The organism is Pseudomonas citronellolis (assembly GCF_029335315.1).
In the GTDB taxonomy this organism is placed as follows: Bacteria; Pseudomonadota; Gammaproteobacteria; order Pseudomonadales; family Pseudomonadaceae; genus Pseudomonas; species Pseudomonas citronellolis_A.
The window spans coordinates 1-22,851 of the sequence record NZ_JARJLT010000286.1 but is presented as its reverse complement, the minus strand read 5'-3'; the positions used below and the strand labels follow the sequence as shown (position 1 = coordinate 22,851).

Annotated in this window: 18 protein-coding genes; 7 read left to right on the top strand and 11 right to left on the bottom strand. The window is 64.8% G+C overall.

Going from position 1 to position 22,851, the window contains the following annotated elements:
• Window positions 1–354 precede the first annotated feature (354 nt).
• From P3W75_RS21430 to P3W75_RS21395, 8 genes are all read right to left on the bottom strand, one after another.
• Entirely contained in the window at window positions 355–1,227 is an 873-nt protein-coding gene (locus tag P3W75_RS21430; protein WP_276229319.1) for an ABC transporter permease subunit, read from the bottom strand.
• Window positions 1,224–2,105, bottom strand: a complete 882-nt coding sequence (locus P3W75_RS21425; protein WP_276229321.1) for an ABC transporter permease subunit — start codon at window positions 2,103–2,105, stop codon at window positions 1,224–1,226. The genes P3W75_RS21430 and P3W75_RS21425 overlap by 4 nt, the downstream gene beginning before the upstream one ends.
• A 26-nt stretch (window positions 2,106–2,131) precedes the next feature.
• The gene (locus P3W75_RS21420) at window positions 2,132–3,286 is read right to left on the bottom strand and encodes an ABC transporter ATP-binding protein (protein ID WP_074980346.1); all 1,155 of its coding nucleotides are present in this window, start codon (window positions 3,284–3,286) and stop codon (window positions 2,132–2,134) included.
• Window positions 3,287–3,344: 58 nt separating this feature from the next.
• A complete protein-coding gene (locus P3W75_RS21415; protein WP_276229320.1) occupies window positions 3,345–4,400 on the bottom strand; it encodes a polyamine ABC transporter substrate-binding protein in 1,056 nt (351 codons plus the stop codon).
• 263 nt (window positions 4,401–4,663) lie between these two features.
• Window positions 4,664–5,764 carry a polyamine ABC transporter substrate-binding protein gene (locus tag P3W75_RS21410; RefSeq protein ID WP_276229318.1) on the bottom strand — a complete coding sequence of 367 codons (1,101 nt, stop codon included), beginning with the start codon at window positions 5,762–5,764 and terminating at the stop codon, window positions 4,664–4,666.
• A 127-nt stretch (window positions 5,765–5,891) separates the two neighbouring features.
• Window positions 5,892–7,256: an aspartate aminotransferase family protein gene (locus tag P3W75_RS21405; RefSeq protein ID WP_276229317.1), complete on the bottom strand. Its 1,365-nt coding sequence runs from the start codon at window positions 7,254–7,256 to the stop codon at window positions 5,892–5,894.
• Window positions 7,257–7,319: 63 nt separating this feature from the next.
• Window positions 7,320–8,678 (bottom strand): glutamine synthetase family protein, encoded by a 1,359-nt coding sequence (locus P3W75_RS21400; protein ID WP_276229316.1) that lies wholly within the window; start codon window positions 8,676–8,678, stop codon window positions 7,320–7,322.
• 41 nt (window positions 8,679–8,719) lie between these two features.
• A complete protein-coding gene (locus P3W75_RS21395) occupies window positions 8,720–9,472 on the bottom strand; it encodes a gamma-glutamyl-gamma-aminobutyrate hydrolase family protein (protein ID WP_276229315.1) in 753 nt (250 codons plus the stop codon).
• 277 nt (window positions 9,473–9,749) lie between these two features.
• Between P3W75_RS21395 and P3W75_RS21390 the strand changes: the two genes are divergently transcribed.
• The 4 genes from P3W75_RS21390 to aguA all read left to right on the top strand — a co-directional run bounded on the left by P3W75_RS21390 (window position 9,750) and on the right by aguA (window position 14,582).
• Window positions 9,750–11,126, top strand: a complete 1,377-nt coding sequence (locus tag P3W75_RS21390) for a glutamine synthetase family protein (protein WP_276229314.1) — start codon at window positions 9,750–9,752, stop codon at window positions 11,124–11,126.
• Window positions 11,127–11,276: 150 nt separating this feature from the next.
• Window positions 11,277–12,335 carry a polyamine ABC transporter substrate-binding protein gene (locus P3W75_RS21385; protein WP_276229313.1) on the top strand — a complete coding sequence of 353 codons (1,059 nt, stop codon included), beginning with the start codon at window positions 11,277–11,279 and terminating at the stop codon, window positions 12,333–12,335.
• Window positions 12,336–12,416: 81 nt separating this feature from the next.
• The gene (locus tag P3W75_RS21380; protein WP_276229312.1) at window positions 12,417–13,052 is read left to right on the top strand and encodes a TetR/AcrR family transcriptional regulator; all 636 of its coding nucleotides are present in this window, start codon (window positions 12,417–12,419) and stop codon (window positions 13,050–13,052) included.
• Window positions 13,053–13,478: 426 nt separating this feature from the next.
• Complete coding sequence (aguA, locus tag P3W75_RS21375) at window positions 13,479–14,582, top strand: agmatine deiminase (protein WP_276229311.1); 1,104 nt, start codon at window positions 13,479–13,481, stop codon at window positions 14,580–14,582.
• 179 nt (window positions 14,583–14,761) lie between these two features.
• On the opposite strand, the gene P3W75_RS21370 is transcribed toward aguA, so the two are convergent.
• The 3 genes from P3W75_RS21370 to desA all read right to left on the bottom strand — a co-directional run bounded on the left by P3W75_RS21370 (window position 14,762) and on the right by desA (window position 19,007).
• Window positions 14,762–16,150: an OprD family porin gene (locus tag P3W75_RS21370; protein ID WP_276229310.1), complete on the bottom strand. Its 1,389-nt coding sequence runs from the start codon at window positions 16,148–16,150 to the stop codon at window positions 14,762–14,764.
• A 577-nt stretch (window positions 16,151–16,727) separates the two neighbouring features.
• Window positions 16,728–17,699, bottom strand: a complete 972-nt coding sequence (locus P3W75_RS21365; protein ID WP_276229309.1) for a GGDEF domain-containing protein — start codon at window positions 17,697–17,699, stop codon at window positions 16,728–16,730.
• A gap of 126 nt (window positions 17,700–17,825) precedes the next feature.
• Window positions 17,826–19,007 carry a delta-9 fatty acid desaturase DesA gene (gene desA / locus P3W75_RS21360; RefSeq protein ID WP_276229308.1) on the bottom strand — a complete coding sequence of 394 codons (1,182 nt, stop codon included), beginning with the start codon at window positions 19,005–19,007 and terminating at the stop codon, window positions 17,826–17,828.
• A gap of 159 nt (window positions 19,008–19,166) precedes the next feature.
• Between desA and P3W75_RS21355 the strand changes: the two genes are divergently transcribed.
• The 3 genes from P3W75_RS21355 (at window position 19,167) to P3W75_RS21345 (ending at window position 22,842) form a co-directional block, all read left to right on the top strand.
• The gene (locus P3W75_RS21355) at window positions 19,167–21,443 is read left to right on the top strand and encodes a putative bifunctional diguanylate cyclase/phosphodiesterase (protein ID WP_276229307.1); all 2,277 of its coding nucleotides are present in this window, start codon (window positions 19,167–19,169) and stop codon (window positions 21,441–21,443) included.
• Between the two features lie 128 nt (window positions 21,444–21,571).
• Entirely contained in the window at window positions 21,572–21,754 is a 183-nt protein-coding gene (oscA, locus tag P3W75_RS21350; protein WP_276229306.1) for a sulfur starvation response protein OscA, read from the top strand.
• A gap of 89 nt (window positions 21,755–21,843) precedes the next feature.
• On the top strand, window positions 21,844–22,842 hold the full coding sequence (locus P3W75_RS21345; RefSeq protein ID WP_276229305.1) for a sulfate ABC transporter substrate-binding protein: 999 nt from the start codon (window positions 21,844–21,846) through the stop codon (window positions 22,840–22,842).
• Window positions 22,843–22,851 lie beyond the last annotated feature (9 nt).

The following is a 22,851-nucleotide window of genomic DNA, read 5'->3' as shown; positions in this document are numbered from 1 at the left end:
AGTAAGGGACAGCGGGAGGTGCCGAAGCTCCCTGGCGCGTAGTTCCCCCTAGGGATAATCGGGGTTTTGTATTTAGCGCCACCTCCCGCGTGGGTGCTGTGAAAAGCACTGGAAAATGCCCGGAACCGCGGAGACCGACCAATCTGCGGGGAACAGCCGGCAACCGCCAACGGACACACTGAATAGTAGTTGGCAAATACAGGGAGGTTGCGGTGATTAACTGTCAGATTCTTCTGAGAAAAACGATTCTTCTTGCCCTTCGGCATATCCCCCGTTTCCCCAAAAACCATGGGCCACCCGAAGGTGGCCCATGGTTTTCGCGAGTACCGGCTGAAGCCGGCCGACAAGTCGGCGTCAGGCGGTAGCGGGCGAACCTTTCTGCCAGTCGGTGGCCGTGGCTTCCATGGCCTCCTGGATGGCGCGCTTGCGGCGCTCTTCGGCCTGGCGAGTGAAGTACCAGGCAAAGAAGGTGAACAGCGAGACGGTCAGCAGGATCAGGCTGGCCACCGCGTTGATCTCCGGCTTCACACCCAGGCGCACGGCGGAGAACACTTCCATCGGCAGGGTGGTGGAGCCCGGGCCCGACACGAAGCTGGCCAGCACCAGGTCGTCCAGCGACAGGGCGAAGGACATCATGCCGCCGGCCGCCAGCGAGGGCGCGATCATCGGGATGGTGATCAGCAGGAACACTTTCCAGGGCTTGGCGCCCAGGTCCATGGCCGCTTCCTCGATGGACAGGTCCAGCTCACGCAGGCGCGCCGACACCACCACCGCCACGTAGGACGAGCAGAAGCTGGTGTGGGCGATCCAGATGGTGGCGATGCCGCGCTCCTGCGGCCAGCCCACCAACTGGGCCATGGCCACGAACAGCAGCAGCAGCGACAGACCGGTGATCACCTCGGGCATGACCAGCGGCGCGGTCACCATGCCGCCGAACAGCGTGCGGCCACGGAAACGCGGGATGCGGGTCAGCACGAAGGCCGCCAGGGTGCCCAGGGCCACCGAGGACAGCGCCGTGTACACGGCGATCTCCAGGGAGCGGAACACCGCGCTGATCAGCTGGGTGTTGTCCAGCAGGCCGACGTACCACTTGACCGACCAGCCGCCCCATACGGTCACCAGCTTGGAGCCGTTGAAGGAGTAGATGACCAGGATGACCATCGGCACGTAGATGAACAGCAGGCCGGCGATCAGCATGATGTTGGAGAACGACCAGCGCTTGCTCATACCTTGCCCTCCAGCTCTTTGGCCTGGTTCTTGTTGAAGAGGATGATGGGCACGATGAGGATCGCCAGCATGACCACCGCCAGGGCGGAAGCCACCGGCCAGTCACGGTTGTTGAAGAACTCTTGCCACAGCACCTTGCCGATCATCAGCGTCTCGGGGCCGCCGAGCAGTTCCGGGATCACGAACTCGCCCACGGCCGGGATGAACACCAGCATGCAGCCGGCGATGATGCCGTTCTTCGACAGCGGCACAGTGATCTTCCAGAAGCTGGTGAAGTTGCGCGCGCCCAGGTCGGAAGCGGCCTCCAGCAGGCTCATGTCGTGTTTCACCAGGTTCGCGTACAGCGGCATCACCATGAACGGCAGGTACGAGTAGACGATACCGATGTACACCGCCAGGTTGGTGTTGAGGATGGTCAGCGGTTCGTTGATCACCCCCAGCCACATCAGGAAGCTGTTGAGCAGGCCGTTGTTCGACAGGATGCCCATCCACGCGTACACGCGGATCAGGATCGCGGTCCAGGTCGGCATCATGATCAGCAGCAGCAGTACGGTCTGCATCTCCTTGCTGGCGCGGGCGATGGCGTAGGCCATCGGGTAGCCGATCAGCAGGCAGATGAAGGTACTGATGGCCGCCATCTTCAGCGAGCCCAGGTAGGCGTCGATGTACAGCGGGTCGCCGGTCAGCATCAGGTAGTTGCCGAGGTTCAGCACCACCTGCAGGGTCTGGTCGGCGTACTGGAACACCTCGGTGTACGGCGGAATGGCCACGTCCGCTGCCGCCAGGCTGATCTTCAGCACGATGGCGAAGGGCAGCAGGAAGAACAGGAACAGCCAGACGAAGGGCACGCCGATCACGGCGTGCCGGCCGCGCGGCAGCCGCTTCAGGATGGAGTTGGCGACGTTCATGATTGCAGCACCACACCACTGTCATCGTACCAGCTGATGTAGACCGGCTGGTCCCAGGTCGGGCGCGCCACGTGGCGTTCGGCGTTGGCCATGAAGGCCTGGACGATCATCCCCGAAGCCAGCTTGATGTAGTACACCGAGTGGCCGCCGAGGTAGGCGATGTCGTAGACGGTGCCCTGGGCCCAGTTGAAGCCTTCGTGCTCCAGGTTTTCCGGCTTCTGCGCGCTGACCATGACCTTCTCCGGACGCAGCGCGTAGGTGATGCGCTTGTCCTCGGCACGGGTGCTGATGCCGTGGCCGATGTAGATCGGGTTTTCCAGCTGCGGGCAGGCGATCACCGCGTGGTCCTGCACGTCTTCGACCAGTTGGCCGTCGAACATGTTGACGTTGCCGATGAACTCGCAGATCAGGCGGCTGGCCGGGGTCTCGTAGATGTCCATCGGGCTGCCGATCTGCTCGATGCAACCCAGGTGCATGATGGCGATGCGCTGGGCCATGGTCATGGCCTCTTCCTGGTCGTGGGTCACCATCACGCAGGTCACGCCCACGCGCTCGATGATCTCCACCAGCTCCAGTTGCATCTGCGAGCGCAGCTTCTTGTCCAGCGCGCCCATGGGCTCGTCGAGCAGCAGCAGCTTCGGACGCTTGGCCAGCGAACGGGCCAGGGCCACGCGCTGACGCTGGCCACCGGACAGCTGGTGCGGCTTGCGCTTGGCGTACTGGGTCATCTGCACCAGCTTGAGCATTTCCTCGACGATCTTGTCGATCTCGGCCTTGGGCAGGCCGTCCTGCTTCAGGCCGAAGGCGATGTTCTGCGCAACGGACATGTGCGGGAACAGCGCGTAGGACTGGAACATCATGTTGATCGGACGCTCGTAGGGCGGCAGATCGGTGATGTCCTGGCCATCCAGGAAAATGCGACCTTCGGTCGGCCGCTCGAAGCCGGCCAGCATGCGCAGCAGGGTGGATTTACCGGAACCGGAGCCACCGAGCAGAGCGAAGATTTCTCCCTTCTTGATGGTCAGGGAAACACTGTCCACCGCAAGGGTTTCATCGAACTGCTTGGTGACCCGGTCGATTTTTACCAACACCTCTTTGGGCTGCTGGTCGCCCGCGAGGGCTTTCTTGTAGGCACCGGAGGCTATAGCCATTACCACAACTCCCAACTTTTAGACGCCCGGCCCCCGCGGCCGGGCGTACTCGGATTGCTTACTTACCGGACTTGATCTTGGTCCAGGATCGGGTCATGAGGCGCAGAATCTTCGGCGGCAACTCGTGCTGCACGAAGAGCTTGTCGAGCACGTCCTGAGATGGGTAGACCTCGGGATTGTTGCGCACGGACTCATCCATGAATTCGCCAGCCTTGGGGTTCGGGTTGGCGTAACCGACGTAATCGCTGACCTTGGCGATCACTTCGGGTTTGAGCAGATAGTTGATGAAGGCGTGCGCCTCCTTGGGGTTCGAGGCGTCCTTGGGGATCGCCAGGATGTCGAACCACAGGTTGGCGCCTTCCTTCGGAATCGCATAGGCGATGTTCACGCCCTTGCCGGCTTCCTTCGCGCGGTTGGCGGCCTGGAAGACGTCCCCGGAGAACCCGGCGGCGACGCAGATGTTGCCGTTGGCCAGGTCGGAGATGTACTTCGAGGAATGGAAGTAGGTGACGTAGGGGCGGACCGCCATCAGCTTGGCCTCGACCTTCTCGTAGTCGGCCGGGTTGGTGCTGTTGGGGTCCAGGCCCAGGTATTTGAGCACAGCCGGCATCATCTCGTCGCCCGAGTCGAGGAAGGCGACGCCGCACTGGCTGAGTTTCTTCATGTTCTCGGGCTCGAACAGCACGGCCCAGGAGTCGATCTTGTCGACGCCGAGCACGGCCTTGACCTTGTCGACGTTGTAGCCGATGCCGTTGGTGCCCCACAGGTAGGGCACACCGTACAGGTTGCCCGGGTCGTTGGCTTCCAGCTGCTTCATCAACGCGGGGTCGAGGTTCTTCCAGTTCGGCAACTGGCTCCTGTCCAGCTTCTGGAAGGCGCCGGCCTTGATCTGGCGGCCGAGGAAGTGGTTGGACGGCACCACCACGTCGTAGCCGGTGCGGCCGGCCAGCAGCTTGCCTTCAAGGGTTTCGTTGGAGTCGAAGACGTCGTACACCGGCTTGATGCCGGTTTCCTTCTCGAAATCGGCCAGGGTGGTCTCGCCGATGTAATCGCTCCAGTTGTATACGTGGACGGTCGGCTCGGCCTGCGCCGCAGCGGCGCCCAGGCCCAACATGGAGATGGCTGCGATCAGGGTTTTGCGGAAGGGAATGCGCACACGTCGGTCCTCTCTGTTGTCATGAAGCTTCTATGTGTTGGCGTTTACAGCTTGCCGGGGCCTTCCGTGGCGCGCGTGAGCGCTTCTGCAGCCCTGGCTGCAACCAACGGTCATCCCACTGCAGATGATCCGTGTCCTGCGACACGGCGGCGGGCCTGCGACTGCACCGCCACCGGTCTGCACCCACCCGGCCGTTCAGGACGAACGGCCGGGCCGGGTCGTCACTTGCCGGACTTGATGGTGGTCCAGCTGCGAGTCATCAGGCGCTGGGTCTTCGCCGGCAGGTCCGGGAAGGCGTACAGCTTCTTCATGACGTCGTCGCTCGGGTAGATACCCGGGTCGTTACGGATTTCCTCGTTCACCAGCGGGGTCGCCGCGGAGTTGGCGTTCGGGTAGGAAACGGTGTCGGAAATCTCGGCGATCACCTTCGGCTCAAGCATGAAGTTGATCCACTTCAGGGCGCTTTCGGTGTTCTCGGCGTCCTTCGGAATGGCCACGGTATCGAAGAAGGCGCCGGCGCCTTCCTTCGGAATGTGGTAGGCCACCTTCACGTTGTTCTTGGCTTCCACGGCGCGCGACTTGGCCTGGTAGATATCGCCCGAGTAGCCGATGGCGACGCAGATGTTGCCGTTGGCCAGGTCGGAGATGTACTTCGAGCTGTGGAAGTAGGAGATGTACGGACGGATCTTCAGGAACAGGTCCTCGGCGGCCTTGATTTCCTTCGGGTCCTGGCTGTCCGGCTTGTAGCCCAGGTAGTGCAGGGCCGCGGGGATCATCTCGGTCGGCGAGTCGAGGAAGCTCACGCCACACTGCTTCAGCTTCTCGATGTTCTCCGGCTTGAACACCAGGTCCCAGGAATCCACCGGGGCGTTGTCGCCGAGGGCGGCCTTGACCTTGTCCGGGTTGTAGCCGATGCCGATGGTGCCCCACATGTAGGGGATGGCGTACTTGTTGCCCGGGTCGCTGACCTCGAGGGTCTTCATGATGTCCGGGTTCAGGTTCTTCCAGTTCGGCAGCTTGGAACGGTCCAGCGGCTGGTAGACGCCGGCCTTGATCTGCTTGGCGAGGAAGGAGTTCGAAGGTACCACCACGTCGTAGCCGGACTTGCCGGCCAGCAGCTTGGCTTCCAGCACTTCGTTGCTGTCGTAGACGTCGTAGACGACCTTGATGCCGGTGGCCTTGGTGAACTCATCGACCGTGTTCGGGGCGATGTAGTCGGACCAGTTGTAAACGTGCAGTACCTTGTCATCGGCTTGTGCCATGCCGGCCACAGCGCCCGCCAGAGTCACAGCGAGCAGGGTCTTGCCGAAGGTCTTGAACATGCGGGGAGCTCCAATTGTTTTTGATGTTCCGGGTGGCGTCGGCGGCTTTCCGCCTTCACCACCCGGTGAGCCTGGCCAACGCACAGGCGCAGTCTGTCAAAGGTCCGGTTAATGCCCGGTTAACGCATTACGACAGTACTACGGCGGCGGTTTGATCGAGGCACTTGCGCGCCACGGTGATCAGCTCGTCGATCTCCGGCTTACTGATGACCAGCGGCGGCGAGATAATCATAGTGTCTCCAACCGCGCGCATGATCAGGCCGTTGCGGAAGCAGTGCTCGCGGCACAGCATACCGACGCCGCCCTCGAAGCGCTCGCGGGTCTTCTTGTTCTTCACCAGCTCCAGTGCGGCCACCATGCCGACGCCGCGCGCCTCGCCCACCAGCGGGTGGTCGGCCAGCTCCTGCCAGCGCTTCTGCAAGTAAGGTGCCGTTTCCGCCTTCACGGTCTCGACGATCTTCTCTTCGCGCAGGATGCGGATGTTCTCCAGGGCCACGGCGGCGGCCACCGGGTGACCAGAGTAAGTGAAGCCGTGGTAGAACTCGCCACCCTCATTCAGGGTATCGACGATCTCGTCGCGGACGATTACGCCGCCCATGGGGATGTAGCCGGAGGTCAGGCCCTTGGCGATCGGCATCAGGTCCGGGGCGTTGCCGTAGTACTGGCTGCCAAACCATTCGCCGGTACGGCCGAAGCCGCAGATGACTTCGTCGGCGATGAACAGGATTTCGTACTTGGCGAGGATCTCGCGGATCTTCGGCCAGTAGCTGTCCGGCGGCACGATCACGCCACCGGCGCCCTGGATCGGCTCGGCGATGAAGGCGGCGACGTTCTCTTCGCCCACTTCGAGAATCTTCTTCTCCAGCTGCTCGGCAGCCCACACGCCGAACTCTTCCGGCGCCATGTCGCCGCCTTCGCCGTACCAGTACGGCTGCGGGATGTGCACGATGCCGGGGATCGGCAGGTCGCCCTGGCCATGCAAGGCCTTCATACCGCCGAGGCTGACGCCGGCGACGGTGGAGCCGTGGTAGCCGTTCCAGCGGCCGATGACCACCTTCTTCTGCGGCTTGCCCTTGATGCTCCAGTAGTGGCGGACCATGCGCAGCACGGTGTCGTTGGACTCCGAGCCGGAACCGGTGAAGAACACGTGGTTCATGCCTTCCGGAGCGATATCGGCGATCGCTTTGGCCAGCTCCAGCACGGGCGGGTGCGCGGTCTGGAAGAACAGGTTGTAGTAGGGCAGCTCCTGCATCTGCTTGTAGGCGGCGTCAGCGAGCTCCTTGCGACCATAGCCAACGTTCATGCACCAGAGACCGGCCATGCCATCGAGGATCTTGTTGCCCTCGCTGTCCCACAGGTACACGCCTTCGGCCTTGGTGATGATGCGCGCACCTTTCTCGTTCAGTTGTTTGTAGTCGGTGAACGGAGCCAGGTGGTGTTCGCGGCTGAGCGCCTGCCAATGCTGGGTCTGGGCGCTGGTCTGTTTCGTCATTTTGGCTAAAACCTCTCTGTAATTAACACGGGGCCCGGCCGGCAGAGCCGGACCCCACGCCGATCAGACGGACAGCAGGAGGAACTCCCGCTCCCACGAACTGATCACCCGCTTGAAGTTCTCGTGTTCGGCACGTTTCACCGCGACGTAGGCGCGGATGAACTTGCTGCCCAGATACTGTTCAAGGGTCTTGCTGCCTTCCATGGTTTCCAGGGCCGCCTCGATGGTCAGCGGCAGGCGCAGGTTACGCCGTTCATAGCCGCGACCCTTGACCTGGGCACTGGGTCTGATGCCCTCGACCATGCCGATGTAGCCGCACAGGAGGCTGGCGGCGAGCGCCAGATAGGGGTTCGCGTCGGCGCCGGCCAGGCGGTTCTCGACCCGGCGGTTGTCCGGGTTGGAGTCCGGCACGCGCAGGCCCACGGTACGGTTCTCCTCGCCCCACTCGACGTTCACCGGCGCCGAGGTGTCGGGCAGGAAGCGGCGGAACGAGTTGACGTTCGGGGCGAACAGCGGCAGGGCCTCGGGGATGAAGCGCTGCAGGCCGCCGATGTGGTGCAGGAACAGCTCGCTCATGGTGCCGTCGGCATTGGAGAAGATGTTCTTGCCGGTCTTGATGTCGACGATGCTCTGGTGCAGGTGCATGGCGCTGCCCGGCTCGCCGGTCATCGGCTTGGCCATGAAAGTGGCGGCCACGTTGTGCTTGAGCGCGGCTTCGCGCATGGTGCGCTTGAACACCAGGATCTGGTCGGCGAGTTCCAGGGCGTCACCGTGACGGAAGTTGATCTCCATCTGCGCGGTGCCTTCCTCGTGGATCAGGGTGTCCAGGTCCAGGCCCTGCGCTTCGCACCAGTCGTACATGTCCTCGAACAGCGGGTCGAATTCGTTCGCCGCGTCGATGGAGAAGGACTGGCGCCCGGTTTCCTGGCGCCCGGAGCGGCCCACGGGGGCCTGCAGCGGGTAGTCGGGGTCGTCGCTGCGCTTGGTCAGGTAGAACTCCATCTCCGGCGCCACGATCGGCTTCCAGCCCTTGTCGGCGTAGAGCTTGAGCACGCGCTTGAGGATGTTGCGCGGCGACAGCTCGATGGGGTTGCCGAGCTTGTCGTAGGTATCGTGGATGACCATCGCGGTGGGCTCGATGGCCCACGGGACGAGGAATACGGCATTCTCGTCCGGACGGCAGACCATATCGATGTCGGCCGGGTCCAGCAGGTCGTAGTAGATGTCGTCCTCGACGTAATCACCGGTCACGGTCTGCAGGAGCACGGACTCCGGCAGGCGCATGCCTTTCTCGTTGAGGAACTTGTTGGTCGGCGCGATCTTGCCCCGGGCAATCCCGGTCAGGTCGGCGATCAGACATTCCACTTCGGTGATCTTGCGTTCCTTCAGCCAGCCGGTCAGCTGGTCTAACTTGGTAGTCATAAAGACCTCAGGGTGTGAGAGCCCGGCCCCAACCGCCGGACTCAACGTTGCCCCGCCCTCTTGCCGCAGGCCTTGCCGAAAGCCTGGAAGATTGCGAGATAGTTGGGATTGGACTGGACCTGCCACTCCGGGTGCCACTGCACACCGAGGGCGAAGGTCGCGGCACCTTCTACGGAGAAGGCTTCGACCAACCCGTCAGGCGCCAGTGCTTCTACGCGAAGGCCCGGCGCCAGACGTGCAACGCCTTGGCCATGAATGGAATTGACCTGGATCTGCGCCGGCAAGCCGATGCCGGCGAGGACGCCGCCCGGCTGCACGTCGACGACATGGCGCGGGGCGTACTGCACCTCGAGCGGCTCGTTGGCCGGCTCGCGGTGGTCCATTAATCCTGAGGTTTGGTGCACCTTCTGGTGCAGACTGCCGCCAAGTGCCACATTGATCTCCTGGAAGCCACGGCAGATGCCGAGTATCGGCACGCCAGCGGCGATCGCAGCGCGAATGAGCGGCAGTGTAGTAGCGTCACGGGCGATGTCATGGAAAGTGCCAGCATCGCTCGCGGGGCCACTATAATGATGGGGCTCGATGTTCGACGGAGAACCGGTGAACAGCAGCCCATCGAGGCTGGAGAGCAGGGAGTCCTGGTCGAGCATCTCGCCCAGGGCTGGAATGATCAGCGGTTGACCATTGGCCCCGGTGACGACGGCTTTGACGTATTTGTCGCCGACGGTATGGCTGGGAGAATGACCGACTTGCCTGACGCAGGCGGTCACGCCTATTAACGGCAGGCGAGACATGGGACACCCGTGTTTGTAAGTGTTATGGGTTGCGACCGAGCTTAGCGCTGTTCATTTTTTTACACAATAGCCCTGTAAAAAATCGCACACGCCTCGCTGAACATCCCATGACATAACGCTTTCGCGGCCCCTGAGACAGGCCGAAATGCCCCAGAAATGGCCACCTTGCACCATCACTGGGCAGGAAGTGGCGCTATTGACATCAACAGGCCTTTCGGATTGACTCACAACCTAGCCCCCGCATGATTGATATTTTTAACAATAAAGGTGTTGCACCATGTCGGTACCCCCGAGTGCCGTTCCGCTCTCAGAAGCGACCGAGTTCCTGAAGGAACACCCCGAGGTCCAGTTCGTCGACCTCCTTATTGCAGATATGAATGGCGTGGTCCGCGGCAAGCGCATCGAGCGCAACAGCCTGCCGAAGGTCTACGAGAAAGGCATCAACCTCCCCGCCTCGCTGTTCGCCCTCGACATCACCGGCTCTACCGTTGAAAGCACCGGCCTGGGCCTGGACATCGGCGACGCCGACCGTGTCTGCTTCCCTATTCCCAACACCGTCGCCATGGAACCCTGGCAGAAGCGCCCGACCGCGCAACTGCTGATGACCATGCACGAAATGGAGGGCGCGCCCTTCTTCGCCGATCCTCGCGAGGTTCTGCGTCAAGTTGTACAGAAGTTCACCGATATCGGACTGACGATCGTTGCCGCCTTCGAGCTGGAGTTCTACCTGATCGACCAAGAAAACGTGAACGGCCGTCCGCAGCCGCCGCGTTCGCCGATCTCCGGCAAGCGTCCGCAGTCCGTGCAGGTCTACTCCATCGATGACCTCGACGAGTACGCCGACTGCCTGCAGGACATCATCGACGGCGCCCGCGCCCAGGGCATCCCGGCCGACGCCATCGTCAAGGAAAGCGCCCCGGCGCAGTTCGAAGTCAACCTGCACCACGTCAACGACGCGCTGAAGGCCTGTGACTACGCGGTACTGCTCAAGCGCCTGATCAAGAACGTCGCCTACGACCACGAGATGGACTCGACCTTCATGGCCAAGCCCTACCCGGGTCAGGCTGGCAACGGTCTGCACGTTCACGTCTCGCTGCTGGACAAGGATGGCAAGAACATCTTCACCAGCGAGGATCCCGAGCAGAACGCCGCGTTGCGTCACGCGATCGGCGGTGTGCTCGAGACCCTGCCCGCCTCCATGGCGTTCCTCTGCCCCAACGTCAACTCCTACCGCCGCTTCGGCTCGGCCTTCTTCGTGCCGAACGCGCCGAGCTGGGGCCTGGACAACCGCACCGTGGCCCTGCGCGTGCCCACCGGCGCGCCGGAAGCGGTACGCCTGGAACACCGCGTGGCCGGCGCCGACGCCAACCCCTACCTGCTGCTGGCCGCGGTCCTCGCCGGCGTCCACCATGGCCTGACCAACAAGGTCGAGCCGGGCGCACCGATCGAGGGCAACGCCTACGAGCAGTTGGAGCAGAGCCTGCCGAACAACCTGCGCGACGCCCTGCGCGAGCTGGACGACAGCGACGTGATGAACAAGTACATCAGCCCCGAGTACATCGACATCTTCGTCGCGTGCAAGGAACACGAGATGCAGGAGTTCGAGTATTCGATCTCCGACCTCGAGTACAACTGGTACCTGCACACCGTATAAGAAGAACCTCGGACAACGCCGGCCCAGTGCCGGCGTTCGTCTGAACGGCCCGCGCCCGCCGCGGGAGCCTGCGTCACCCCCTGCTCTGCCGCCACACACGCTGGAACCAAGCTCGTCCACGCTGCGCCTTGACATACAGGGAGAATGCCAATGCCACGCCTGTTCGTCCCGCTGTTGCTGCTGCTCTGCCCCTTGCTCGCCCACGCCGAAGACGTCATCCGGGTCTACAACTGGAACGACTACATCGCCCCGGAAGTCATCAAGGACTTCGAGAAGGCCAGTGGCGTGCGCGTCGAGTACCACACCTACAGCACCGCCGAAGAGCTCAAGACGGCGCTGCGCAGCGGCGAGCACATCGATGTCGCGGTGCCTTCGCACAACGACCTGCCGCAGCTGATCAAGGACAAGCTGATCCAGCCGCTGGACCTCACCCGCCTGCCCAACCGCAGCCACCTCGACCCTCAACTGATGAGCAAGCTGGCCGCCGTCGACCCGGACAACCGCCACGCCGTGCCCTACCTGTGGGGCGCCGTGGGCCTGGCGGTCAACCAGCCGCAGGTCGAGAAGGCCCTGGGTGGCCCGGCGCCGGACAGCTGGGCCCTGCTGTTCGACCCGCAGTACAGCTCGCGCCTGAAGAGCTGCGGCCTGAGCCTGCTGGACGCGCCCGACGAAACCTTCTCGGTGCTGATGAACTACCAGGGCCGCAACTTCGCCCGCAGCGCGCCGACGCAGATCCGCCGCGCCGGCCAGGTGCTCGAGGCGCTGCGCCCGAACCTGCGCTACATCGACAGCGAGCGCTACATCCAGGACCTCAACGACGGCAAGCTATGCGTGGCCATGGCCTGGGTCGGCGACGCCCTGCACGCGGCGCAGGCCGGCCAGCCGGTGCACTTCGTGGTGCCGCAGGAAGGCTCGGTGCTGTTCATCGACAACCTGGTGATCCCCAGCAGCTCCGCGCACCCGGACCTGGCGCTGCGCTTCATCGACTTCCTGATGCAGCCGAAGGTCGCCGCGCAGATCACCGCCGCGACCCTCTACCCGAACGCCAACGTCGACGCCGCCGCCTTCCTCGACGCCTCCCTGCGCGCCCAGCCGGGGCTCTACCCGGACCAGGAGACCAAGCGCCGGCTGTTCGCCCTGGAAACCGCGCCGGAGAAGACCGCGCCGGTGTTCAAGGACACCTGGGACAAGCTGCTGAGCAACAAATAGGGCCCGCGGCCGCCACGGCCGCGAAACTTGCTCCGGGCGTACGAGCTGGCGTCCAATAGCCGCTCACGCCCGGAGACCCCCATGCCCGCCGCCACCACCAGCTCCCGCAAGCCCCGCGCCAGCAGCCAGGCGCGCATCGCCGCCATCCTCGAGGCCACCCGCGCGCTGCTCGCCGGCGACGGCACCGCCGGCCTGTCGATCTACGCCGTGGCGGAGCGGGCGGGCATTCCGCCATCCTCGGTGTACCACTTCTTCCCCAGCGTGCCGGCGCTGCTCCAGGCGCTGACCAGCGAAGTCCACGCGGCCTTCCGCGCCTGCCTGGAAGCGCCGGTCGACCACGCCGCCCTGCGCGACTGGCGCGACCTCTCGCGACTGGTGGAGGAACGCATGCTGGCGGTCTACGCCGGCGACGCCGCGGCGCGCCAGCTGATCCTCGCCAGCCACGGCCTGGCCGAGGTGACCCTGGCCGACCGCCAGCACGACGTGGAGCTGGGCCTGTCGATGCAGGCGCTGTTCGATCGCCACTTCCACCTGCCGGAACTGCCGAAGGACATCGAGGTGTTCAGCCTCGCCATGGAGCTCGGCGACCGCGTCTACGCCCTCTCGGTGCAGCGCTTCGGGCATATCGACCCGCGCCTGGCCGAGGAAGGCATGCGCGTGTTCGACGCCTACCTGTCGCTCTACCTGCCGCCCTTCCTGCCCAAGCGGCAGCTGTAGGACGCCAGCCGCTCGTCGCATTAAGCCGATATTTATCTGCCTAATATCCATAAAGATCGTTAGATGTGAAAAATATCGCTTTTAAACTCGATTTTTATCGGATATAAAATGCCCAGGCACTGTGCAGAAGGGATGTATGCCCATCCGCTCAGCCTGCCACCCGGCCGCCGCCCAACCGGTAGGCCGACTAATATCGGACTTTCAGGCAGCGTGTACGCGACGCCTGAAAGCCAGGAGCGAACGGCCCCGTCGCTCCACGGCTTCGCCCCCGGCGCCCCGGCCGCCTGGGTGTGTTCCACGATCGGCGTCCGCACCTATACTGGCCGATCGCGACCTCGACGGAGACACGCTCTCCGAGCAATTCCGCGTGGCGGAAGGCGCCCCCTCCCGCCGTTTCGTTCGTAGCTGCCCGCATCTGGTGACTCCATGACCACTCTGACCAGCACTCCCCGCGCCGATGGCTTCCGCATGCCGGCCGAATGGGAACCCCACACCCAGACCTGGATGGTCTGGCCCGAGCGTCCGGACAACTGGCGCCTGGGCGGCAAGCCGGCGCAGGCCGCCTTCACCGCCGTGGCCGAAGCCATCGCGCGCTTCGAGCCGGTCACCGTCTGCGCCTCCGCCGCGCAGTTCGAGAACGCCCGCGCGCGCCTGAGCGACGCCATCCGCGTGATCGAGATCAGCAACGACGACGCCTGGGTGCGCGACACCGGCCCGACCTTCGTGATCGACGACAAGGGCGCCGTGCGCGGCGTGGACTGGACCTTCAACGCCTGGGGCGGCCTCGACGGCGGCCTCTACTTCCCCTGGCTGCGCGACGACCAGGTGGCGGCGAAGATCCTCCAGGTCGAACGCAACGACCGCTACCGCACCGAAGGCTTCGTGCTCGAAGGCGGCTCCATCCACGTGGATGGCGAAGGCACCCTGATCACCACCGAGGAATGCCTGCTCAACCGCAACCGCAACCCGCACCTGAGCCGCGAGGACATCGAGCAGGTCCTGCGCGAGCACCTGGCGGTGGATACCGTGATCTGGCTGCCGGACGGCCTGTACAACGACGAGACCAACGGCCACGTCGACAACTTCTGCTGCTACGTGCGCCCGGGCGAAGTGCTGCTGGCCTGGACCGACGACGTCAACGACCCCAACTACCCGCGTTGCCAGGCCGCCATGCGCGTGCTGGAGCAGGCGCGCGACGCCAAGGGCCGCCAGCTGGTGGTGCACAAGATCCCGGTTCCCGGCCCGCTGCACGCGACCGAGGAAGAATGCGCCGGTGTCGACCTGGTGGAAGGCAGCCAGGAGCGCGACCCGTCGATCCGCCTGGCCGGCTCCTACGTCAACTTCCTGATTGTCAACGGCGGCATCATCGCGCCGAGCTTCGACGATCCGAAGGACGCCGAGGCCAAGGCCATCCTCCAGCGCGTGTTCCCCGAACACGAAGTGGTGCTGGTGCCCGGCCGCGAAATCCTCCTGGGCGGCGGCAACATCCACTGCATCACCCAGCAGCAGCCGGCGCCGCAGAAGCGCTGAGCCGCCAGCCGCAATGCAAAAGGCCGTCGCCCCGCAAGGGACGACGGCCTTTTTCATGGCCAACCGGAGCCACTGGGTTCCCGCGTTCGCGGGAATGACGGGGTTGGGCTCCGTACTTTCCCGTGTCGCCCCCGCGAACGCGGGGATCCAGCGACGCTCGCCCAACGCACCGCCGGCTACTAGAACAGCGGCAGGGTGTAGCTGACGATCAGACGGTTCTCGTCCTGGTCGCGCTGGCTGGCCGAACCCGAGGTGGTGGCCGCCGGCAGGCCGCTGCGCAGCGCGGCGTTCTTCCAGGTGAAGCCCAGGCCCTTGAAGGTACCGTCCGGAATCACATAGGCCAGGGTGATGTCGCGCTCCCACTCGCCCTGGTCGCCGTAGGCGGTCTTGATGTTGTCGCCCTTCAGATAGATGGTGTTGAAGGTCAGGCCGGGGACGCCGACCTTGGCGAAGTCGTAGCCGTAGCGCACCTGCCAGGTGCGTTCGCCGGCGCGCTGGAACTTGCCGATCTGCACGTCGGTGATCAGGTAGGCGGTGGAGCCTTCGCCGTCGCCGCGGTTGAGGAACGGGAAGTCGCTGTCGCCGTTGAGCACCTGGTAGCCGGCGCCGAAGCTGTGGCCGGAGACGTTGTAGGTGAACAGGCCGCTGAAGGCGCGGTTGTCCACTTCGCCCTTGGTCACCTTGCCGCCGTAGTAGCCGCTGCTGACGTAGCCGTCGGTGCGGCCGGAGGCGCTGCCGTTCTTGCCGTCGGAGCTGCTGTCGAAGGCGCGCAGGTCGGTCTTCAGCACGCCCGGGCCGATCGCCCAGTTGTGTTGCAGGCCGAGGAAGTGCTGCTGGTAGAAGTCGGTCAGCTGGCCGTAGTAGTACTGCAGGGTGAGGTCCTTGTTCACCTTGTAGTCGCCGCCGCCGTAGTAGAACTTGTTGCTGTCGCGGGAAGTAGCGGCGCTGCCGTTGGCGCCGGCGATCGACAGGCTGCGCCAGTCGGTGGAGTTGCGCCCGCGGCTGTGTTCCAGCTGGCCGCCGACCAGGGTCAGGTTGTCCAGGTCGGTCGAGGTGACCTGGGCGCCTTCGAAGGTGACCGGCAGCAGGCGGCCGTCGTTGTAGACCACCACCGGCAGCTTGGGCTGCAGGGTGCCGTAACGGAATTCGGTGTTGGAGACCTTCGCCTTCAGGGTCGGGCCGAGGCTGCTGAACTCGTCCACCGCGCTGCCGTCGCTGTCGGACGGGAATACGGTGCCGCCGCGCTGGCTGGAGTTCTCGTAGTGGGTGCCCTTGCCGCTGTCCAGGCGTACGCCCAGCAGGCCGATGGCGTCGACGCCGAAGCCGACGGTGCCTTCGGTGTAGCCGGAGGTGTAGTTGAGGATGAAGCCCTGGCCCCACTCTTCCTGCTTGTTCGGCGTGTTGGTGCCGTTGCGGTTGTCGGTGTTGATGTAGAAGTTGCGCAGGGTCAGGTTGGCCTTGCTGTCCTCGATGAAGCCGCCGGCGTTGGCGGTCTGCAGCTGGGCGCCGAAGGCGGCTGCGGCCACGGCGAAGGCCAGGGCGCTTTGCGGGATGGTGCGGTTGTTCATGATGGTTCCCCCAATTATTGATCTTGTGTGAAGTCGGCAAATCGCCACGTCGATGCGCAGCGCAAGTCCGGCCAGCCACGCGGGCGGGCAGGCGAAAGGTCGTCGCTGGTCGGTCGCCCCTATACGGGGTCTGTACGCGTGCAGGCAGGCAGGAAGGGACTTGCGGAAGGGATGGGCAGCGTCATGGTGAATGCTCGTGTCTTGTTTTTGTGGGCGAGGCCACAGGCCTCGTCCCTGGCATGGCAAACCTCGGGCCAACCGCCCCGCCGTGCCTGGACACCTGAATTGGCGCGGGTTTGCGTCCCGTGGCCGATTCCCCCCCTACGCTGTGGTCAGCGGAAAACCGCCGCCTTCCCCGGTCTTTCTGGCGGATAGTCGCCACCATGATCGCCGGACTTCGTCGCCTGGCCGCCATGGCCGCGCTGGGGCAACGATAAGAGATTGGGGATAAATCCAAAAAGAATTAATTCTTTAAATGTAATCACCAATTGGAATAAATGATAACAAGCCGGGACCGCCCCGTCTGTTGCCCGGCGGGGGTATCGGAAGCGCGCGAAGGGGGTATGGGTGGCGGGCCTCAGGCCTGCTCGATGCGGTCCTTGCCGTTGCGCTTGGCCTGGTACAGCGCGGCGTCGGCGCGGCCGTAGAGCGCCGAAAGGTTCTCGTCGTGGGGTAGCAGCAGGGTCATGCCCTGGCTGACGCTGACGCCGAAGGTCTGCTCGCCTTCCTTGAAGCGCAGGCGTTGCACCTCGCGCTGCAGGCGCTCGCCGATCTGCCGCGCGGTGACCTGATCGCAGCCGGGCAGCAGCACGGCGAACTCCTCGCCGCCGATGCGCCCGAACAGGTCGCCGCGCCGCAGCGCGCCCGAGGCGCACTGGGCCACGCGCTGGAGCACGCGGTCGCCGACCTGGTGGCCGTAGCGATCGTTGATCTTCTTGAAGTCGTCGACGTCGAGCAGCAGGAAGGCCAGCGCCGCGCCGGCCTGCTTGGACTCGTTGAAGGCCTGCTCGGCGTTGTCGAAGAAGTAGCGGCGGTTGCTGCTCTGGGTCAGCACGTCGGTGGTGGCCAGGCGCTGCAGCTCGCTCTCCATGTGCTTCTTGTCGGTGATGTCCTCGGCGATGCCGACCACCAGCAGCGGCAGGCCGGCCTCGCTCTGCTCGCTGATGAAGCACTTGTCGCTCAGCCAGCGCACTTCGCCGTCGCTGCGCAGGATGCGGTACTCGCGCTGCTCCATGGCGCCGCGTTCGAGCACCTGCAGCAGGCTGCTGGAGGCGTACTCGAGGTCGTCGGGGTAGATCGCGTTGCGCCATTCGTTGTAGTCGGCCAGCAGCAGCGCCGCCGAACGGCCGAAGATGCGCTCGTAGGCCGGGCTCACGTAGACCATGCGCTGCGCTTGCCAGTCGAAGGCCCAGAGCACCGCGTTGACGCTGGCCAGCAGGGCGCTGAACAGTTGCTCGCGGCCTTTCAGGCGCTCCACTTCGGCGCGGCTGTGGAGTAACGCCAGCAGCGCTTCGTCGAGTTCCTGGGGTGCCCTGTTCCTATCTTCCATGGAGCGAGTTCCTACAACTAATCGAGTGGCCTATGACCGCAAAATTAGCTAAGCGCTCAGCAAAAAAAGAAAAAGCCCGCCGAACGGCGGGCTTTTTGTGATGAAGCTCTCAGTTATCCGCCGGACTCAGACAGCCGGACGCAGCGAATAGGTCTTGAGCTGCTCGGCGAAGTCGCGCAGCGACTGGATGCCACTGGCCTCGGCCTCCTGCACCCACTGCTTGATGGCGGCGAGCATGTCGTGGCCGTTGGCGCTGGTCTTCAGCCAGATCTGCTGCAGCGCCAGGCGTTTCTCGTAGATCACCTGCAACGACTGGCTGTGCTGCAGCAGGCGTTCGATGCGCGCGTGGTGGCGCTCTTCCAGCAGGCTGGTCTCGCGCGACAGCAGGCGCTTGGCGCGGTGGAACAGGTGGCGGACGTTGGCGTCGGCCTTGGCCAGCTCCTGCTTCACCAGCGGGCCGATCACCAGCTTGCGGTACTGGGCCATGATCTGGAAGCGGTTGTTGAGGATGGCCATGGCGGTGTCCATGTCCAGGCTGCCCTTGCCTTCCACCCGGTGGGCGATCGGCGCGACCCGCGCCACCTTGGCCAGGCGCAGGAAGCAGAACAGCTTGATCCAGGCCCAGCCCAGGTCGAACTCCCACTTCTTCACCGACAGCTTGGCCGAGTTCGGGTAGGTGTGGTGGTTGTTGTGCAGTTCCTCGCCGCCGATGATGATGCCCCAGGGCACCAGGTTGGTGGCGGCGTCGCGGCATTCGAAGTTGCGGTAGCCGACGGCGTGGCCGAGGCCGTTGATGACGCCGGCGGCCCAGAACGGAATCCAGGCCATCTGCACGGCCCACACGGTCAGGCCGAGGGCGCCGAACAGGGCGACGTCGAGCAGCACCATCAGCACGATGCCGCCCAGCGGGAAGCGACCGTAGAGATTGCGCTCCAGCCAGTCGTCCGGGCAGTTCTTGCCGTAGATGCGCAGGGTGTCCTGGTTCCGCGCTTCCTCGCGGTAGAGCTCCGCGCCCTTGCGCAGCACCGTGCCCAGGCCCTTGTACACCGGGCTGTGCGGGTCCTCGGCGGTTTCGCACTTGGCGTGGTGCTTGCGATGGATGGCCGTCCACTCGCGGGTATTCATCCCGGTGGTCATCCACAGCCAGAAGCGGAAGAAATGCTGCAGGGCGGGATGCAGCTCGAGTGCGCGGTGCGCGGAATAGCGATGCAGATAGACCGTAACGCTGACAATGGTGACATGGGTCAGCGCGAGCGTGACCACGATCAGCTGCCACAGCGGCAGGTCAAGGAAACCGTTGTACCACATGAATGATAATGAACCTCGAAAATGGTCGATGACCCGGGAAACAAGGCCAGCTCGCATTATCACCAAGCGCGGCGGGAAAACCATCCGGTCTTTTTGATATGAACTGCGGCCAATGGCCATCCTCTATACTGCGCAGCCAATAACTTACCCCTCGTCGCAATGAATCCACGCCTGAATGCCCTCCGCATCTGCCTGATCTATCTGTTCGCCGTCTGCCTCTGGGGCCTGGCGAGCGACGCGCTGCTGCGCCTGGCGGTTGGCGAGGGCGAGCTGCAGACCTGGCTGACGGCGAAGAAATACCTGTTCTACCTGGTCAGCGCCGCCCTGCTCTACCTGCTGATGGCGCACCAGCTGGGCCGCCAGCGCGCCACCTACCTCGCCCTCGAGGCCAGCGAACGGCGTCTGCGCCGCGCCCTGGAGGCGGTGGAGGACGGCTTCTGGGAGTGGGACATCGACGCCCAGCGGGTCTTCTACTCGCCCGGCTATGCGCGCCTGATCGGCGTCAACCCGGGCGACCTCGGCGACCGCTACGCCGCCTGGGAGCAGCGCCTGCATCCCGACGATCGCGACACCGTCCTGGCCCTGCACGACGACCTGCTGCAGGGCCGCAGCGAACGCCTGGACTGCACCTTCCGGCTGCTCCACGCCGACGGCGCCTACCGCTGGGTCCACGCGCGCGGCCGGGTCAGCGGCGGCGCCGACGGCGAGCCGCGACGCATGACCGGCGTCAGCCGCGACATCACCGAGCAGCGCAAGGCCGACGACCACCTGCGCCAGGCCGCGGCGGTGTTCGAGGCGACCCAGGAGGGCCTGCTGGTCACCGACGAGCGCGGCACCATCCTCCACGTCAACCCGTCGTTCCAGCGCATCACCGGCTACAGCGCCGACGAGGTGCTGGGGCAGAACCCGGCGCTGCTCAAGTCCGGGCGCCAGGACGACGCCTTCTACCAGCGCATGTGGCAGTCGCTGAACGAGAACGGCCTGTGGTGCGGGGAAATCTGGAACCGCCGCAAGAGCGGCGAGGTGTACCCGCAGTGGCAGCACATCTGCGCCGTGCACGACGAACAGGGGCGCCTGACCCACTACGTCGCGGTGTTCTCCGACCTCAGCAGCATCAAGCGCTCGCAGCACGAGCTCGACTTCCTCGCCCATCACGACCCGCTGACCGGCCTGCCCAACCGCCTGCTGCTGCGCGAACGCGTCGAGCAGGCGCTGCACCGCGCCGAACGCGAGAACGGCAGGGGCGCCCTGCTGGCGCTCGACCTCGACCACTTCAAGCACGTCAACGACAGCCTCGGCCACACCACCGGCGACCTGCTGGTCAAGGCGGTGGCCGAACGCCTGCGCGGCTGCCTCGACGATCCCGCCGCACTGGCGCGCATGGGCGGCGACGAGTTCGCCATCGTGGTCGAGAGCAGTCACCCACAACATGTCAGCAGCCTTGCTCAGCGGCTGCTGGAAGCGATGAACGCGCCCTTCCAGGTCGGCGGCCAGCCGATCTACGTCTCCGCCAGCCTCGGCGTCAGCCTGTTCCCGGATGACGCCAACGACGTCGACCACCTGCTCCAGCATGCCGACGCCGCACTGTTCCAGGCCAAGGCCAGCGGGCGCAACCTGTACGCCTTCTATACCCCCGAGCTGACCGCGCGAGCGCGTTCCCACGTGCAGGTGGAAGCGGCGCTGCGCCAGGCCCTGGAGCACGACGAGCTGCGCGTCTACTACCAACCGGTGCACGACCTGGCCGGCGGGCGGGTGGTCGGCGTCGAGGCGCTGGTGCGCTGGCAGCATCCGCAGCGCGGCCTGGTGCCGCCCTGCGAGTTCATCCCGGTGGCCGAGGAATGCGGGCTGATCACCGCCATCGACAGCTGGGTGCTCGACCAGGCCTGCCGGCAGATGCGCCAGTGGCTGGACGCCGGCGTGCCGCTGGAGTTCGTCGCAGTGAACCTGTCCAGCCGCCTGTTCGGCCGCGACGGCCTGGAACAGCGGGTGGCCCGCGCCCTGCATGACCACGACCTGCCGGCCCGCCACCTGGAGCTGGAAGTCACCGAAAGCGCGATCATGCAGAACATCGACCAGTCGGTGGCGCTGCTGCGGCGCCTGCGCGCCCTCGGCGTGCAGCTGGCGATCGACGACTTCGGCACCGGCTACTCCTCGCTGATGCGCCTCAAGCGCATGCCGGTGCAGAAGCTGAAAATCGACCAGGGCTTCGTCGCCGGCCTGCCCGGCGACGCCGAGGACGCCGCCATCGCCCGCGCCATCATCGCCCTCGCCCGCAGCATGGGCCTGAAGGTGGTGGCCGAGGGCATCGAGCGCCCGGACCAGGCGGCCTTCCTCCTCGACCACGCCTGCGACTTCGGCCAGGGCTACTGGTACGGCCGCCCGCAGCCCGCCACCGAGCTGCCCTGGGCCACCCCCCCGGCCAGCACGAACGCATAAAACAAAGTGGAATATAAAAATTCTTAAATAGTATTTTTAAGAATATTCGACTCCTGCCTAAGATGCGCTCACACAGCACGAGCCGCCAACGCGGACGGCCCGGCGAAGCCCCCCAAGGAGCACAGAGCATGAGCGCAACCCTCCGTAGCCTGGATGGCCAGGACGAAGCCAACATCCTGCGTGAAGTGCAGAGCGCGTTGCGCGGCCTGCGTTTCGGCGCCGTCGAGATCACCGTGCACAACGGCCAGGTGGTGCAGATCGAGCGCAAGGAAAAGTTCCGCCTGCAGCAGCCCGCCACTCGCCAGAGCTGATTTCCGGGCCTTCCGGGCCCACGCCTCGACGCCCCGATAAGAACACGCCAACAAGCACAACACTAAAGAACCGTCTTCAGGAGCTGCACATGTCCATCCGCCGTTTCGCCCTGGCCGCCCTGGCCAGCGCACTGATCGCCGGCCCCGCGGCCGCGGCCACCCAACTGCTGAACGTCTCCTACGACCCGACCCGCGAGCTGTACCAGGCGTACAACGCGGCCTTCATCAAGCACTGGAAGGCCCAGGGCGGCGACGACCTGACCGTGCAGCAGTCCCACGGCGGTTCCGGCAAGCAGGCCCGCGCGGTCATCGACGGCCTGAAGGCCGACGTGGTGACCCTGGCCCTGGCCGGCGACATCGATGAACTGAACAAGCTCGGCAACCTGCTGCCGGCCGACTGGCAGGCGCGCCTGCCGGACAACAGCACCCCCTACACCTCGACCATCGTGTTCCTGGTGCGCAAGGGCAACCCGAAAGGCATCAAGGACTGGGCCGACCTGACCAAGCCCGGCGTCGAGGTGGTCACCCCGAACCCGAAGACCTCCGGCGGCGCCCGCTGGAACTTCCTCGCCGCCTGGGCCTGGGCCAAGAAGCAGTACGGTAGCGACGACAAGGCCGAAGCCTACGTGAAGGACCTGTACAAGCACGTTCCGGTACTGGATACCGGCGCCCGCGGCTCGACCATCACCTTCGTCAACAACAACATCGGCGACGTGCTCCTGGCCTGGGAGAACGAAGCCTTCCTGGCCAAGAAGGAACAGGGCGGCGAGAATTTCGAGATCGTCGTACCCTCGCTGTCCATCCTCGCCGAGCCGCCGGTGGCGGTGGTCGACAAGACCGTCGACAAGAAAGGCACCCGCAAGGTCGCCGAGGAATACCTCAAGTACCTGTACAGCGAAGAAGGCCAGCGCATCGCCGCGCAGAACTTCTACCGCCCGCGCAACGCCAAGGTCGCCGCCGAGTTCGCCAACCAGTTCCCGAAACTCGACCTGGTGACCATCGACAAGGACTTCGGCGGCTGGAAGGTCGCGCAGCCCAAGTTCTTCAACGACGGCGGCATCTTCGACAAGATCTACCAGGCGCAGTGATGCGCCAGC